Annotated in this window: 13 protein-coding genes, 1 tRNA gene and 2 pseudogenes; 15 read left to right on the top strand and 1 reads right to left on the bottom strand. The window is 39.5% G+C overall.

The window, feature by feature from the left end:
* The first annotated feature begins 93 nt into the window (after nt 1-93).
* From tkt to gap, 9 genes and pseudogenes are all read left to right on the top strand, one after another.
* Nucleotides 94-2,070: a transketolase gene (gene tkt / locus QM865_RS08440; RefSeq protein WP_153193863.1), complete on the top strand. Its 1,977-nt coding sequence runs from the start codon at nt 94-96 to the stop codon at nt 2,068-2,070.
* 128 nt (nt 2,071-2,198) lie between these two features.
* The gene (gene yajC, locus QM865_RS08435) at nt 2,199-2,498 is read left to right on the top strand and encodes a preprotein translocase subunit YajC (protein ID WP_319946365.1); all 300 of its coding nucleotides are present in this window, start codon (nt 2,199-2,201) and stop codon (nt 2,496-2,498) included.
* A gap of 46 nt (nt 2,499-2,544) precedes the next feature.
* On the top strand, nt 2,545-2,988 hold the full coding sequence (locus QM865_RS08430) for a low molecular weight protein-tyrosine-phosphatase (protein ID WP_414306446.1): 444 nt from the start codon (nt 2,545-2,547) through the stop codon (nt 2,986-2,988).
* Complete coding sequence (locus QM865_RS08425; RefSeq protein ID WP_265494280.1) at nt 2,975-3,385, top strand: hypothetical protein; 411 nt, start codon at nt 2,975-2,977, stop codon at nt 3,383-3,385. Before QM865_RS08430 ends, QM865_RS08425 begins: the two co-directional genes overlap by 14 nt.
* Nucleotides 3,386-3,656: 271 nt before the next feature.
* The gene (adhE, locus tag QM865_RS08420; protein ID WP_414306445.1) at nt 3,657-6,308 is read left to right on the top strand and encodes a bifunctional acetaldehyde-CoA/alcohol dehydrogenase; all 2,652 of its coding nucleotides are present in this window, start codon (nt 3,657-3,659) and stop codon (nt 6,306-6,308) included.
* 122 nt (nt 6,309-6,430) lie between these two features.
* Nucleotides 6,431-7,351, top strand: coding sequence for an XRE family transcriptional regulator (locus QM865_RS08415; RefSeq protein ID WP_414306444.1), 921 nt, complete (start codon nt 6,431-6,433; stop codon nt 7,349-7,351).
* A 209-nt stretch (nt 7,352-7,560) separates the two neighbouring features.
* Complete coding sequence (locus QM865_RS08410) at nt 7,561-8,244, top strand: ABC transporter ATP-binding protein (RefSeq protein ID WP_414306443.1); 684 nt, start codon at nt 7,561-7,563, stop codon at nt 8,242-8,244.
* Nucleotides 8,245-8,551: 307 nt separating this feature from the next.
* A pseudogene (locus QM865_RS08405) lies at nt 8,552-9,513 on the top strand (ABC transporter permease).
* A gap of 176 nt (nt 9,514-9,689) precedes the next feature.
* Nucleotides 9,690-10,700, top strand: a complete 1,011-nt coding sequence (gene gap, locus QM865_RS08400; protein WP_000260687.1) for a type I glyceraldehyde-3-phosphate dehydrogenase — start codon at nt 9,690-9,692, stop codon at nt 10,698-10,700.
* A gap of 68 nt (nt 10,701-10,768) precedes the next feature.
* Here the strand turns inward: gap and QM865_RS08395 are convergent, their stop codons facing one another.
* Complete coding sequence (locus QM865_RS08395) at nt 10,769-11,644, bottom strand: RluA family pseudouridine synthase (protein WP_414306442.1); 876 nt, start codon at nt 11,642-11,644, stop codon at nt 10,769-10,771.
* An 86-nt stretch (nt 11,645-11,730) separates the two neighbouring features.
* On the opposite strand from QM865_RS08395, the gene pbp2a reads away from it, so the two are divergent.
* From pbp2a to QM865_RS08365, 6 genes and pseudogenes are all read left to right on the top strand, one after another.
* Nucleotides 11,731-13,926: a penicillin-binding protein PBP2A gene (gene pbp2a, locus QM865_RS08390; RefSeq protein WP_414306441.1), complete on the top strand. Its 2,196-nt coding sequence runs from the start codon at nt 11,731-11,733 to the stop codon at nt 13,924-13,926.
* A 52-nt stretch (nt 13,927-13,978) separates the two neighbouring features.
* Nucleotides 13,979-14,131 carry a 50S ribosomal protein L33 gene (gene rpmG / locus QM865_RS08385; RefSeq protein ID WP_001809375.1) on the top strand — a complete coding sequence of 51 codons (153 nt, stop codon included), beginning with the start codon at nt 13,979-13,981 and terminating at the stop codon, nt 14,129-14,131.
* A gap of 9 nt (nt 14,132-14,140) precedes the next feature.
* Nucleotides 14,141-14,317, top strand: a complete 177-nt coding sequence (gene secE / locus QM865_RS08380; RefSeq protein ID WP_001210991.1) for a preprotein translocase subunit SecE — start codon at nt 14,141-14,143, stop codon at nt 14,315-14,317.
* Nucleotides 14,318-14,371: 54 nt separating this feature from the next.
* Nucleotides 14,372-14,908: a transcription termination/antitermination protein NusG gene (nusG, locus tag QM865_RS08375; protein ID WP_020901172.1), complete on the top strand. Its 537-nt coding sequence runs from the start codon at nt 14,372-14,374 to the stop codon at nt 14,906-14,908.
* 120 nt (nt 14,909-15,028) lie between these two features.
* A pseudogene (locus QM865_RS08370) lies at nt 15,029-15,509 on the top strand (sigma-70 family RNA polymerase sigma factor).
* A 100-nt stretch (nt 15,510-15,609) separates the two neighbouring features.
* Nucleotides 15,610-15,666: transfer RNA gene (locus QM865_RS08365), tRNA-Glu, on the top strand.

The raw sequence follows: 15,666 nt of genomic DNA, 5'->3' as shown, positions 1-15,666 counted from the left end.
CGAATTGTTTAATTGCTATTCTATGTATTTTTTCATATAATAGTAAAATAGAATGTGTGATTCAATAATCACCTCAAATAGAAAGGAAATTCTATGTCAAATCTATCTGTTAATGCAATTCGTTTCCTAGGTATTGACGCTATCAACAAAGCCAACTCAGGTCACCCAGGTGTGGTTATGGGAGCAGCTCCGATGGCTTACAGCCTCTTTACAAAACAACTTCGTATCAATCCAGCTCAACCAAACTGGATTAACCGCGACCGTTTTATTCTTTCAGCAGGTCATGGTTCAATGCTCCTTTATGCTCTTCTTCACCTTTCTGGTTTTGAAGATGTCAGCATGGATGAGATCAAGAGCTTCCGTCAATGGGGTTCAAAAACACCAGGTCACCCAGAATTTGGCCATACAGCAGGGATTGATGCTACGACAGGTCCTCTAGGTCAAGGTATTTCAACTGCTACTGGTTTTGCCCAAGCAGAACGTTTCTTGGCAGCAAAATACAATCGCGAAGGCTACAATATCTTTGACCACTATACTTATGTTATCTGTGGAGACGGAGACTTGATGGAAGGTGTCTCAAGCGAGGCGGCTTCATACGCAGGTTTGCAAAAACTAGACAAGTTGGTTGTTCTTTATGATTCAAATGACATCAACTTGGATGGCGAAACAAAGGATTCCTTTACAGAAAGTGTTCGTGACCGTTACAATGCCTACGGTTGGCACACTGCCTTGGTTGAAGATGGAACAGACTTGGAAGCTATCTATGCTGCTATCGAAACAGCTAAAGTTTCAGGCAAACCATCTTTGATTGAAGTGAAGACTGTGATTGGATACGGTTCTCCAAACAAACAAGGAACTAATGCTGTACACGGTGCCCCTCTTGGAGCAGATGAAACTGCAGCAACTCGCCAAGCACTTGGTTGGGACTATGAGCCATTTGAAATTCCAGAGCAAGTATATGCTGATTTCAAGGAAAATGTTGCAGACCGTGGCGCATCAGCTTATCAAGCTTGGACAAAATTAGTTGCTGACTATAAAGAAGCGCATCCAGAATTGGCTGCAGAAGTAGAAGCTATCATTGACGGACGTGATCCAGTTGAAGTGACTCCGGCAGACTTCCCAGCTTTAGAAAACGGATTCTCTCAAGCAACTCGTAATTCAAGCCAGGATGCCTTGAACGTTGTAGCTGCTAAATTGCCAACTTTCTTGGGTGGATCAGCTGACCTTGCTCACTCAAACATGACTTATATCAAGACTGACGAACTTCAAGACGATGCTCATCGCTTGAACCGTAACATTCAGTTTGGTGTTCGTGAATTCGCAATGGGAACGATCTTGAACGGGATGGCCCTTCACGGTGGACTTCGTGTATACGGTGGAACTTTCTTCGTCTTCTCTGACTATGTTAAGGCAGCTGTCCGCTTGTCAGCCTTGCAAGGACTTCCTGTGACTTATGTTTTCACTCACGATTCAATCGCAGTTGGTGAAGATGGTCCAACTCACGAACCAGTTGAACATTTGGCAGGTCTTCGTGCTATGCCAAATCTAAATGTTTTCCGTCCAGCAGATGCGCGTGAAACTCAAGCAGCTTGGTACCTTGCAGTGACAAGTGAGAAAACACCAACTGCCCTTGTCTTGACCCGTCAAAACTTGACTGTTGAAGAAGGGACAGATTTCGATAAGGTTGCAAAAGGTGCCTATGTTGTCTATGAAACTGCAGCAGACTTTGATACCATCTTGATTGCGACAGGTTCAGAGGTCAATCTTGCTGTCGCGGCAGCCAAAGAATTGGCTAGTCAAGGTGCAAAAGTCCGCGTAGTCAGCATGCCATCTACAGATGTCTTTGATAAACAAGATGCAGCATACAAGGAAGAAATTCTTCCAAATGCAGTCCGCCGTCGTGTTGCAGTCGAAATGGGTGCAACTCAAAACTGGTACAAATATGTTGGTCTCGATGGTGCCGTTCTCGGTATTGATACCTTCGGAGCTTCTGCTCCAGCACCAAAAGTATTGGCAGAATATGGCTTTACTGTTGAAAATCTTGTAAAAGTCGTTCAAAACTTGAAATAATCCTAAAAATCAGGGCGCAAGCTCTGGTTTTTTCTTACTAGAAAAGCAAGGTACAATCTTGTAAAAGTAGCTGAAATTTGATATAGTAGTCCTATGTAAAATACAAAGGAGAAAATACTATGGAAAATATTAGTCCAAATTTAACATTTGTGATTATGCTTGTAGCGATGTTGGGCTTGATGTTCTTTATGCAACGCTCTCAAAAGAAACAAGCACAAAAACGTATGGAAAGCTTAAATAAACTACAAAAAGGCTATGAAGTTATTACAATCGGTGGACTTTACGGAACAGTTGATGAAGTAGATACGGAGAAGAAAACAATTGTTCTTGATGTAGATGGAGTTTACTTGACTTTTGAACTAGCTGCTATCAAGACCGTATTACCACTTAAAGAAACAGCTTCACTCGAAGGTGCAATTGAAAAATAAGACGGGACCACTAACTCCCGTTTTTCTATAAAAGAAAGGAAATGGGATGAAAAAACTAGTCTTTGTCTGTCTGGGAAATATTTGCCGCAGCCCTATGGCCGAGTTTGTTATGAAATCAATGACAGATAACTACGAAATCCAAAGTCGAGCGACTTCCTCTTGGGAACATGGCAATCCGATTCATAAGGGCACTCAGGGAATTTTTCAACAGTATGAGATTCCTTATGACAAGCACAAGACATCGCTTCAGATTAGTAAGGAAGATTTTGAAGCCTTTGATTATATTATCGGAATGGATGCTTCAAATGTTTCTGACTTACGTCAGATGTGTCCAGCAGACTGTCAAGATAAGATTTACTCATTTGCATCTGAAAGTGTTCCAGACCCTTGGTATACAGGAGATTTTGAGGAAACTTATCGGCGTGTTCAAGAGGGGTGTCAAGTTTGGCTAGAACGTTTAGAAAAGGAGAGTGAAGGTGGAAAATCTTAAGAATTTTTACGAAAAGTATCGTGTCTATCTGACTCGTCCACGTTTAGAGCTTTTGGCAGTAGTTACGATTGTTTTTTGTGCTGTGCTCGTCTTTTTTCTAAATATTCCCGGAAAAGGTGTCTTAAAACTGGATAATGGAACGATTGTTTATGACGGCAGTCTTGTCCGAGGTAAAATGAATGGTCAAGGAACCATTACCTTCCAAAATGGAGACCAATATACAGGTGGTTTCAGCAATGGAGCCTTCAACGGAAAAGGTACCTTTCAATCTAAAGAAGGCTGGACATACGAAGGTGATTTTGTAAATGGTCAGGCTGAAGGAAAAGGGAAACTAACAACAGAACAAGAAGTCGTTTATGAAGGGACTTTTAAACAAGGCGTTTTTCAACAAAAATAAAGCCTCCTGACATGGAGGTTTTTTTACAAGAAACAAGAAAACGTTTTCTTGTTGTTTGTTAGGTTTGTGAAATAAAAAAATTTTTGTTGTTATTTCACAATCACCTAGTCAAAAGTTGATACTATAACGTATTTGAGAGTAATTTCACAATATCGCAAAAATTCTTTGTGAAATGTTTATGAAACTGTTTACAAAACATAAAAAAAGAGTTATAATAAACTTGTGAAAAAATTAACAAAGGATAAAATCCTTAAAGGCTATGGAGGATAATATGGCTGATAAAAAAACAGTAACACCTGAGGGAAAACAACTTGCTGCTGAAAAGCATGTCGATGGTCTCGTGAAAAAAGCCTTGGTTGCGCTTGATGAGATGCGCAAGTTGAACCAAGAACAAGTTGACTACATCGTAGCGAAAGCTTCAGTTGCAGCACTTGACGCGCATGGTATACTGGCACAACATGCAGTTGAAGAAACTGGTCGTGGTGTATTTGAAGACAAGGCGACAAAAAACCTTTTTGCCTGTGAACACGTAGTGAACAATATGCGTGGAGTTAAAACTGTCGGAGTTATCGAAGATGATCCCGTTACAGGATTGACTAAAATTGCAGAACCTGTCGGTGTTGTGTGTGGTGTCACTCCAACAACCAACCCAACTTCAACAGCGATTTTCAAATCACTGATTGCTTTGAAAACACGTAATCCAATCGTGTTTGCCTTCCACCCATCAGCTCAAGAATCTTCTGCTCACGCAGCTCAAATCGTTCGTGATGCCGCTATCGCAGCTGGAGCACCTGAAAACTGTGTTCAATGGATTACAGAGCCATCTATGGAAGCAACTGGAGCGCTTATGAACCATGAAGGTGTTGCGACTATCCTTGCAACTGGTGGTAATGCCATGGTTAAGGCAGCTTACTCATGTGGTAAACCAGCTCTTGGGGTAGGTGCCGGAAACGTTCCTGCCTATGTAGAAAAATCTGCTGACCTTCGTCAAGCTGCTCATGACATCGTTATGTCTAAATCATTTGATAATGGGATGGTCTGTGCATCAGAACAAGCAGTTATCATTGATAAAGAAGTGTACGACGAATTTGTAGCAGAATTCAAATCATACCACACTTACTTTGTAAACAAAAAAGAAAAAGCACTTCTTGAAGAATTCTGTTTTGGTGTGAAAGCAAACAGCAAAAACTGTGCTGGTGCTAAACTAAATGCAAACATTGTTGGTAAGCCAGCGGCATGGATTGCAGAACAAGCGGGATTCAGTGTTCCAGAAGGAACAAACATCTTGGCGGCAGAATGTGAGGAAGTAGGGCCAAAAGAACCACTGACTCGTGAAAAATTGTCACCAGTAATCGCTGTATTGAAAGCTGAAGATACAGAAGATGGTCTTACAAAAGCTCGTCAAATGGTTGAGTTTAACGGACTTGGTCACTCAGCAGCTATCCATACAAAAGATGAAGCTCTTGCTAAACGCTTTGGTACAGAAATCAAAGCTATGCGTATTATCTGGAACTCTCCATCTACTTTCGGTGGTATCGGTGACGTTTATAATGCTTTCATCCCATCATTGACACTTGGATGTGGTTCATACGGACGCAACTCTGTTGGGGATAACGTGAGCGCTATTAACCTCCTAAACATCAAGAAAGTAGGGAAACGTAGAAATAATATGCAATGGTTTAAAGTTCCTTCAAAAATTTACTTCGAACGTAATTCTATCCAATACCTTCAAACATGTGAAGATATTGAACGCGTTATGATCGTTACGGACAAATCAATCGAAAAACTCGGTTTCGTTCAACGTGTTATCGATCAATTGAACGCACGTAGCAACCGTGTAACTGTTCAAGTCTTCTCAGATGTTGAACCAGATCCAGATATCACAACTGTAGAACGTGGTACTGAAGTGATGAGAGCATTTGAACCAGATACAATCATTGCTCTTGGTGGTGGTTCACCAATGGATGCAGCCAAAGTTATGTGGCTCTTCTACGAACAACCAGAAATCGACTTCCGTGACTTGGTTCAAAAATTCATGGATATCCGTAAACGTGCCTTCCGCTTCCCATCACTTGGTAAGAAAGCGAAGTACATCGGTATCCCAACAACTTCAGGTACAGGTTCAGAAGTAACACCATTTGCCGTTATCTCTGACAAGAAAAATAACCGTAAATATCCATTGGCTGACTACTCATTGACACCAACGATTGCGATTGTTGACCCTGCTTTGGTTGAATCAGTTCCAGATTTCATTACTGCTGACACAGGTATGGACGTCTTGACTCACGCGACTGAAGCCTACACTTCAAACTTCGCTAACGACTACACAGATGGTATCGCCCTTCAAGCCATCAAACTTGTTTTTGAATGGTTGGAAAAATCTGTTAAGACAGCTGACCCAGAAGCACGTGAGAAAATGCATAACGCTTCTACAATGGCAGGTATGGCCTTCGCCAATGCCTTCCTTGGGATGAGCCACTCAATGGCCCACAAGATCGGTGCGGTTCACCATACTGTTCACGGACGTACAAACGCTATCTTGCTTCCATACGTTATCCGTTACAACGGAACTCGTCCATCTAAGACTACTACATGGCCTAAATACAACTACTGGAAAGCTGATGAGAAATTCCAAGACATCGCGAAAATGCTTGGATTGCCTCACTCAACTCCAGAAGAAGCGGTTGAAGCTTATGCCAAAGCTGTTTACGAACTTGGTGTTGCAGTAGGTATCAAGATGAACTTCAAGGATCAAGGAATTGATGAAAAAGCTTGGAAAGACAGCTTGCATGAAATTGCCTTGCTTGCTTATGAAGACCAATGTTCACCTGCTAACCCACGCTTGCCAATGGTAGCTGACATGGAAGAAATCATGGCAGATGCTTACTATGGCTACAAAGAAAGACCAGGACGCCGCAAATAATTGTTTATCAGCCTAGAGGCAGGAATTTCCTGTCTCTTTTTTGTAATTCTATTTGAAAAATGGTATAATCATCGCATATATTTATTTGAAAATCAAATCTTTTATAATCATGCGAGGGGCAAATGAACAAGATAAATGAGTTAGGGGATAAAGTGCGACTTTTAAGAGAGGAGAAAGGGCTTAGTCGTCCAGTTTTTTGTGGGGATGAGTCTGAATTATCAGTCTGTCAGTTGGTGCGGATCGAAAAAGGAGAATTTCGCCCAACGATAAAAATACTAGAATATATTGCAGAACGATTAGAAATTCCGTCCTACGTCTTGATGCCAGATTATAAGGAATTACCCAAGCGTTACCAAGAATTAAAGTACTTTCTTTTACATCACCCTGACTACGGAGACAAGGAGTTGCAGGAACAAAAGGAAGAATATTTTGATGAGATTTTTGAGAATTTTTATGATGCTTTGCCACGTGATGAGAAGATGATAGTGGATTGTCTTCAAGCAATAGATGAAGTGAGAGCGACGGATAATGAACAGTATGGAATAGCGCTTTTAGATGAATCTTTTGAGGAACTATGGAATCAAAGAGAATTTTCCTTTTCAGATCTTTTAAAAATTAGATTGTATTTTTTGTGTAGTTATTTAGAAAATATAAAAAAAGGACAGTTATCTATTAGCGAACAGCAGAAACTTCAATTAATGTTTCAAAAAGTGTGTAATAACGTAGAAAATAGCGGTACAGACGATTTATTTCTTGTTCGTGATGTGTTATTTGCAGGGCTAGGAAGTTGTGAATTATTGAATGATTTAGAGTTATTTAAGTTAGCTGTGGAAAAACTGAATTGGATTTCTGAAAAAACACGAGATTTTCAAAAGCAACCGATTGTACTTATGGTCGAATGGAAATATTATATTCAGACGGATTATGATACAGCAAAACAAAAGTATGAAGAAGCAAAAATGATGGCGAGGATGTTTGGCAATGAGAAGTTAATCGTTAGTTTAGATAATGAATGGGCCGAGGATCTAGAAAGATATCGTTAAAGAGTTTATAGGAGTGACATTTCTGTCATTGGAGAAATGTCGCTTTTTTGTTAAAATGAATTTTACTTGATATACATCCAGAAGCAAACTAGGGAATAGAGAGAAAATTCTAAGTAGTAGGCTTAAAGGGTAAATCAGCGCTGATGTAGCTTGAAGGATTTTCTATAATTATGATGTATGATGATAACAGTTTTAAACAAGGGGAAAGAATGTCCATTTTATCCATTAAAAATATTTCAAAGTTTTACACTTTGGACGGTAAACATCAAGAACAGGCTTTAAAGAATATAAACCTGCAGATTGCAAAAGGTAAAATTACAGCGATTTACGGGCCGTCAGGCTGTGGCAAAACCAGTCTACTAAACATCATCAGTGGTCTAGATAGACAATACGAAGGAGTTTTAGAATTTAAAGGAGAATCCCTCCGTGACTTATCAGAGATTGAACTAACTCAATTTCGTAAAGATAAGATTGGATTTGTGTTTCAAAACTTTAACCTCATTCCTCATCAGTCTGTCTTGGACAATGTCAAGCTACCTCTCTATGTCAAAGATTTATCTGACAGGGAGATGACAATGATTGCAAAGGAGCAATTAAGTAGCTTAGGAATGGAACCTTTTATGGCTAAAAATGTTAAACAACTTTCTGGCGGGCAAAAGCAACGCGTAGCAATCGCGCGTGCCTTGGTAAATCAGCCTGATATGATTGTAGCAGATGAGCCAACGGGTTCGCTGGATTCTCAATCCCAAGAAATGGTATTGGAAGTATTTAAAAATTTAGCCCAAACAGGGAAAACAGTATTGATTGTAACCCATAATCCAGAGGTTGCTGAATATGCAGATGTGATTATCAAAATGAAGGATGGTGAAGTCGTTGAAGAAGTCAAAAAATAAAGGATTATCATTGAAAAACAAATTCAAACTTTCTTTAAATAACTTTATGGAAAGAAAGTGGCGTAACCTATTGATTGCGCTAGCAACCTCAATCGGTTTTGTAGGAGTCTTAATTTCTTTCGGCTTGGGAAATGCTTTGATTTCGATGATTGATGAAAATACGAATGGAGGTCAAATTCCTTCTCAAGTTCAGATTGCTTTAAACACAAAAAATGTTGGACGAGGCTTTTTAAACCAAGATGATAAGAACTATATCACAGATACAGTTGGAAAAGAAGCTATTAAATATTTGGAGAGTCCTTTTGGGATGACCATGTCAAATATTACTATAGATGGGCAAGAAATGGATCTGAGTCAAACGATGCCTTCTTATGCTCAAGTAGTGAGTCTCTATGAGGATACAAGTATTTCTGTTAGTAGTAATGAGGCGGACAAAGTATTAGCTGGTTCCCTCTATACTGATGCAAATGAACAGGGTTTGACAATTCCAAGCAGTTTACTAAAAAGTTGGAATGAACAGACAGGAAAAATCTGACGGCTAGTGATGTTATTGGCAAATCAGTCTCAGCCAGCATTGTAGAAAATGCTGCTGAAACTAGCAAGATTGCTCAATTTCAAACGAAGATTGTGCGTGTAATCAATGATGAAGATGACATGGAGGATAGCAACAGTTTCATGCCGTCTAATCAAATGGAAACAATTTTGAAAGAAGCTGGATTTACAAAAGCTGTATCTTATTTTATCTTGGAACTCAAAGATCCATCACAGACAAAAGTGGTAACAGAAGAATTGCAGAAAAATAAGAAGTATACCGTTCTTTCTCAACAGAAGGTTCTTGATATTGTGATTACTTTTATTCGTGTCATTCAGGGATTGTTGATTGTACTTTCATCACAAGCTATTGTGGTAGCAGCGGTCATGATTGGTATTATCATTTACATCAATATCATGCAACGTTCTAAGGAGATAGGTGTCATGAAGGCAGTTGGTTATCAAAATCGTGATGTCAAAGGAATTTTTATTTACGAGGCTATTTGGATTGTAGGCATTGCCTTGCTGCTGGCATTTTTGGTTGCACAAGGGGTGGGAAGTTTGGCGAATGCGGTTGTAAATCACTTTTACCCATCCATCACGAAGGTTTTTGAATTAAATCTTCTATCTATTTTAGGAACTCTAGCTTTTGCTCTATTACTTGGTTATGTCTCAGCCTACTTCCCAGCGCGTAAAATTAGTAAAATGGATCCTGTAGAATCGCTACGATATGAATAGTAAGGAAGTTCTTGATTTATAGCCTTAAAAAGAAACTAACATAGAAAAACAACGCCCGTACTTGCAATTAAACTTAAATAGTTATATAATAGGTTTGTTGAAAGGTGATTTGTAGTGATTCAAGTTACTCTTTTCACAATAAAAATTTCATGATTTTCATAAGGAGGAAATCACTAATGGTAGTTAAAGTTGGTATTAACGGTTTCGGACGTATCGGTCGTCTTGCTTTCCGTCGTATCCAAAACGTAGAAGGTGTTGAAGTTACTCGTATCAACGACCTTACAGATCCAGTTATGCTTGCACACTTGTTGAAATACGACACAACTCAAGGTCGTTTCGACGGTACTGTTGAAGTTAGAGAAGGTGGATTTGAAGTTAACGGTAAATTCATCAAAGTTTCTGCTGAACGTGATCCAGAACAAATCGACTGGGCTAACGACGGTGTAGAAATCGTTCTTGAAGCTACTGGTTTCTTTGCTAAGAAAGCAGCTGCTGAAAAACACTTGCACGCTGGTGGAGCTAAAAAAGTTGTTATCACTGCTCCTGGTGGAAACGACGTTAAAACAGTTGTATTCAACACTAACCACGACGTTCTTGACGGTACTGAAACAGTTATCTCAGGTGCTTCATGTACTACAAACTGCTTGGCTCCAATGGCTAAAGCTCTTCAAGACAACTTTGGTGTTGTAGAAGGATTGATGACTACTATCCACGCTTACACTGGTGACCAAATGATCCTTGACGGACCACACCGTGGTGGTGACCTTCGCCGTGCTCGCGCTGGTGCTGCAAACATCGTTCCTAACTCAACTGGTGCTGCAAAAGCTATCGGTCTTGTAATCCCAGAATTGAACGGTAAACTTGACGGATCTGCACAACGCGTTCCAACTCCAACTGGATCAGTTACTGAATTGGTAGCAGTTCTTGAAAAGAACGTTACTGTTGATGAAGTGAACGCAGCTATGAAAGCAGCTTCAAACGAATCATACGGTTACACAGAAGATCCAATCGTATCTTCAGATATCGTAGGTATGTCTTACGGTTCATTGTTTGACGCAACTCAAACTAAAGTTCTTGACGTTGACGGTAAACAATTGGTTAAAGTTGTATCATGGTACGACAACGAAATGTCATACACTGCACAACTTGTTCGTACTCTTGAATACTTCGCAAAAATCGCTAAATAATTCATGAGTCGATAAAAAGCAAGACCTCTTGGTCTTGCTTTTCTTATATGGAAAAATGGATGACACAATCATCCATTCTTTTTTAATTCTTTTTCAAAAGTATCTGATAGGGTAGTGAAGCTTAATTTCTCTAGAGTAAGCGGATGGGTAAAGGAAATACGAAAGGCATGAAGCATAAGCCGACTTGTCTTTGATTTACTATTATAGAGAGGGTCACCCAGGATAGGAAGATTATGATGCGAAAGGTGCACACGAATCTGATGGGTTCGCCCTGTCTTTAACTTGCAACGAACCAAGGAAGTTTTGTTTGGAAATTGCTTTAATCTGCTTACATGTGTTTCAGCATATTGCCCATTTTTTGTATCAACTACTCGCTTTCTGCGATCATGGCGATCGCGCCCAATTTTGTCTTTGAAAACAAGCTCTTTGCTGTTGATATTTCCATCAACTAGTGCCCAGTATTCCCTAGAAATCTCTTTTTTCTCCAGTAAGCGATTGAGAATAGGCAGGATAAAAGGATTTTTGGCAAAGAGAACCAAACCACTGGTTTCCATGTCTAGACGATGAACGACATAGCAGGTTTGGCCAACATAGGCACTGACATGGTTAAGAAGGGCGATTTCGTTTGGCTGATTACCATGCGTTTTCATCCCCTCTGGTTTGTTGACAATAATCAAGTGTTGATCTTGATAAACCTCTTGAACGAGGTTTGGGTTGCCCCAAGGAATTTCTTTTTCGGGATAATCTTCCTCGTCAAAAGTCAATTGGCAAACATCTCCAGGATTTACCATCTCGTTCCAATGAACTTCTCGCTGATTAATCAAAATGTGTTTCTTGATTCTCAAAAAATGACGGATTTTTCTAGGGATGAGGAGTTGTTCCTCAAGTAATTGCTTTACCGTCATTTGAGGTAGAGAGTCTGGTAATGTAAATGTGAATTGCATACAGATATTGTAACAAAAAAAGCCCTATTTGGATAGGAAATAGCTAAATTCTTGTCTTCCTATGATGAAGATGATAAAATAAACGCATGAAATTAGATAAATTATTTGAGAAATTTCTTTCTCTTTTTAAAAAAGAAACAAGTGAACTAGAGGACTCTGATTCTACTAGCTTACGTCGCTCTCGTAGTGATCGAAAAAAATTAGCCCAAGTGGGTCCGATTCGGAAATTCTGGCGTCGTTATCATCTAACAAAGATTGTCCTTATACTAGGTTTGAGTGCAGGCTTGCTAGTTGGAACCTATTTGTTTGCTGTAGCTAAGTCAACCAATGTTAACGATTTGCAAAACGCCTTGAAAACTCGAACTCTCATTTTTGACCGTGAAGAAAAAGAGGCTGGTGCCTTGTCTGGTCAAAAGGGAACCTACGTTGAATTGACTGATATCAGTAAAAATTTGCAGAATGCTGTTATTGCGACAGAAGACCGCTCTTTCTATAAAAATGACGGGATTAACTATGGTCGTTTCTTCTTGGCGATTGTCACTGCTGGTCGTTCAGGTGGTGGTTCTACTATTACCCAACAGCTGGCTAAAAATGCCTATCTATCGCAGGATCAAACTGTCGAGAGAAAAGCGAAAGAATTTTTCCTTGCCTTAGAATTAACAAAAAAATATAGTAAGGATCAGATTTTAACCATGTACCTTAACAACGCTTATTTTGGAAATGGTGTGTGGGGGGTTGAAGATGCGAGTAAGAAATACTTTGGAGTTTCTGCGTCAGAAGTGAGTTTGGATCAAGCTGCGACTCTGGCAGGGATGCTCAAAGGACCGGAACTGTATAACCCCTTGAAATCTGTGGAAGATTCTACTAATCGTCGTGATACTGTCTTGCAAAATATGCTTGCAGCGGGTTACATTGATAAAAATCAAGAAACCGAAGCTGCAGAAGTTGATATGACTTTGCAATTGCACGATAAGTATGAAGGAAAAATCTTAGATTACCGCTATCCTTCTTACTTTGATGCGGTGGTTAACGAAGCCGTTTCCAAGTATAATCTAACAGAGGAAGAAATTGTCAATAATGGCTACCGCATTTACACAGAACTGGACCAAAACTACCAAGCAAATATGCAGGTTGTCTATGAAAACACCTCACTATTTCCTAGAGCAGAGGATGGAACATTTGCTCAATCAGGAAGTGTAGCTCTCGAACCGAAAACAGGGGGAGTTCGTGGGGTTGTCGGTCAAGTTGCTGACAATGATAAAACTGGATTCCGTAATTTCAACTATGCGACCCAATCAAAACGTAGCCCTGGCTCTACAATTAAGCCTTTAGTTGTTTATACGCCAGCAGTTGAGGCAGGTTGGGCTTTGAATAAGCTCTTGGATAACCATACCATGAAGTATGACAACTATAAGGTAGATAACTATGCAGGAATCAAAAAGAGTCGTGAAGTTCCTATGTATCAAGCCTTGGCAGAATCGCTTAATCTACCTGCTGTTGCCACCGTTAATGATTTGGGTGTTGATAAGGCTTTTGAGTCAGGAGAAAAATTTGGACTCAACATGGAAAAAGTCGACCGTGTTCTTGGTGTTGCCTTGGGAAGCGGTGTTGAAACCAACCCTCTTCAAATGGCTCAAGCATACGCTGCCTTTGCAAATGAAGGTTTAATGCCTGAAGCTCATTTTATTAGTAGAATTGAAAATGCTAGCGGACAGGTTATTGCAAGCCATAAAAATTCACAAAAACGGGTGATTGATAAGTCTGTAGCTGATAAGATGACCAGTATGATGTTGGGGACATTCACCAACGGAACCGGTATTAGTTCATCGCCTGCAGACTATGTCATGGCAGGGAAAACTGGTACAACCGAAGCAGTTTTCAATCCGGAATACACAAGTGACCAGTGGGTAATTGGCTATACTCCGGATGTAGTGATTAGTCACTGGCTTGGTTTCCCGACCACTGATGAAAATCACTATCTAGCAGGATCTACTTCAAATGGTGCAGCTCATGTCTTTAGAAACATTGCAAATACCATTTTACCTTATACCCCAGGAAGTACCTTTACAGTTGAAAATGCATATAAGAAAAACGGAATTGCACCCGCTAATACAAAAAGACAAGTACAAACCAATGATAATAGCCAGACAGATGATAATTTGTCTGATATTCGAGGACGTGCGCAAAGTCTAGTAGATGAGGCTAGTCGGGCTATCTCGGATGCGAAGATTAAGGAAAAGGCTCAAACAATATGGGATTCGGTAGTCAATCTATTTCGCTAAGATGCTTGTCAAAGCCTAGCTTTCTTGTTATAATAGATAAGATGGAGGCGTTATGGCATTAAAAAAAGCAAGCCTAGCTTGTGCGGTTTGTGGTTCGAGAAACTATTCAATCAAGATCAGCGGAAACCCCAAGCCTACACGACTAGAAGTAAATAAATTTTGTAAGCATTGTGGCAAGTACACTACACACAGAGAAACGAGATAGGAGAGAGCGATGCGTTTTATTGGAGATATTTTTAGACTTCTTAAAGACACAACATGGCCAACTCGCAAGGAAAGCTGGAGAGATTTTCGTTCTATCATGGAATACACTGCTTTCTTTGTAGTAATTATTTACATTTTTGACCAGTTGATTGTTTCAGGTTTGATTCGATTTATTAACATTTTTTAGAAGGTTAGTGGAGTTATTTACTCTAGAGATCTTCTATTTATGAAAGGAAATATCATGGATAGTTTTGATAAAGGGTGGTTTGTTTTACAAACTTATTCTGGTTATGAAAATAAGGTAAAAGAAAATCTATTACAACGTGCACAAACCTACAATATGTTGGATAATATTCTACGCGTTGAAATTCCAACACAAACAGTGCAAGTTGAAAAAAATGGAAAGAGAAAAGAAATAGAAGAAAATCGCTTTCCAGGTTATGTTCTTGTAGAAATGGTCATGACAGATGAAGCTTGGTTTGTCGTTCGAAACACACCAAATGTAACAGGATTTGTCGGATCACACGGGAACAGATCGAAACCAACTCCATTATTGGAACAAGAAATTCGTGACATTTTGGTATCTATGGGACAAACTGTTCAAGAATTTGATTTCGATGTTGAGGTTGGTCAAACCGTACGTATTATTGATGGTGCTTTTGCAGACTATACTGGTAAAATTACAGAGATTGATAACAATAAAGTGAAGATGATTATCTCTATGTTTGGTAATGACACAGTTGCAGAAGTAAATCTAAACCAAATTGCAGAATTATAACCCAAAGAGAGGCAAGGCCTCTCTTTTTTGTGCAGTTGAGGCAGTAAAGGGTGCAGAATGGATGAAATGAATCCAATTAGCTTCTTGATTTGTTAGACTGTAAACAGAAAGGGGAATAGAATGTTTAAAAAATTGTATGAAGAAGTCCAGGGAGTTGTATATAAGTGTAGAAAGGAATATTACCTTCATTTATGGGAGTTATCGGATTGGGACCAAGAGGGAATGATATGCCTACATGAATTGATCTGTAGAGAAGAAAAAACTGGTAGAAGATATCCCTCGTTTAAGGAAATATTTCAAAACCAAGTTTCGAAATCGAATTTTAGATTATCTCCGTAAGCAAGAAAGCCAGAAGCGAAGATATGATAAAGAAGCATATGAAGAAGTAGGTGAGATTAGCCATCGTATCAGTGAGGGAGGACTCTGGCTGGATGATTACTATCTCTTTCATGAAACACTAAGAGATTATAGAAGTAAACAAACTAAAGAGCAACAAGAAGAGTTAGAACGTGTCTTAAGACATGAACGATTCCGAGGTCGTCAAAGCGTGTTAAGGGAGCTACGTATTGTGTTTAAAGAGTTTGATATCCGAACCCGGTAGGAAGCTATGCAAAAAAATTAAAAAAGTTTAAAAAAGTAGTTGACAAAAAATAAAAAGGCTGTATAATAGTAAGAGTTGAAAATAACAACTCAGGTCCGTTGGTCAAGGGGTTAAGACACCGCCTTTTCACGGCGGTAACACGGGTTCGAATCCCGTA

Origin of the sequence: Streptococcus mitis, from assembly GCF_047462815.1 — a bacterium.
In the GTDB taxonomy this organism is placed as follows: domain Bacteria; phylum Bacillota; class Bacilli; order Lactobacillales; family Streptococcaceae; genus Streptococcus; species Streptococcus mitis_DO.
Note: the sequence above shows the minus strand (reverse complement) of the source record. Positions and strands in the feature narration are given on the sequence as shown.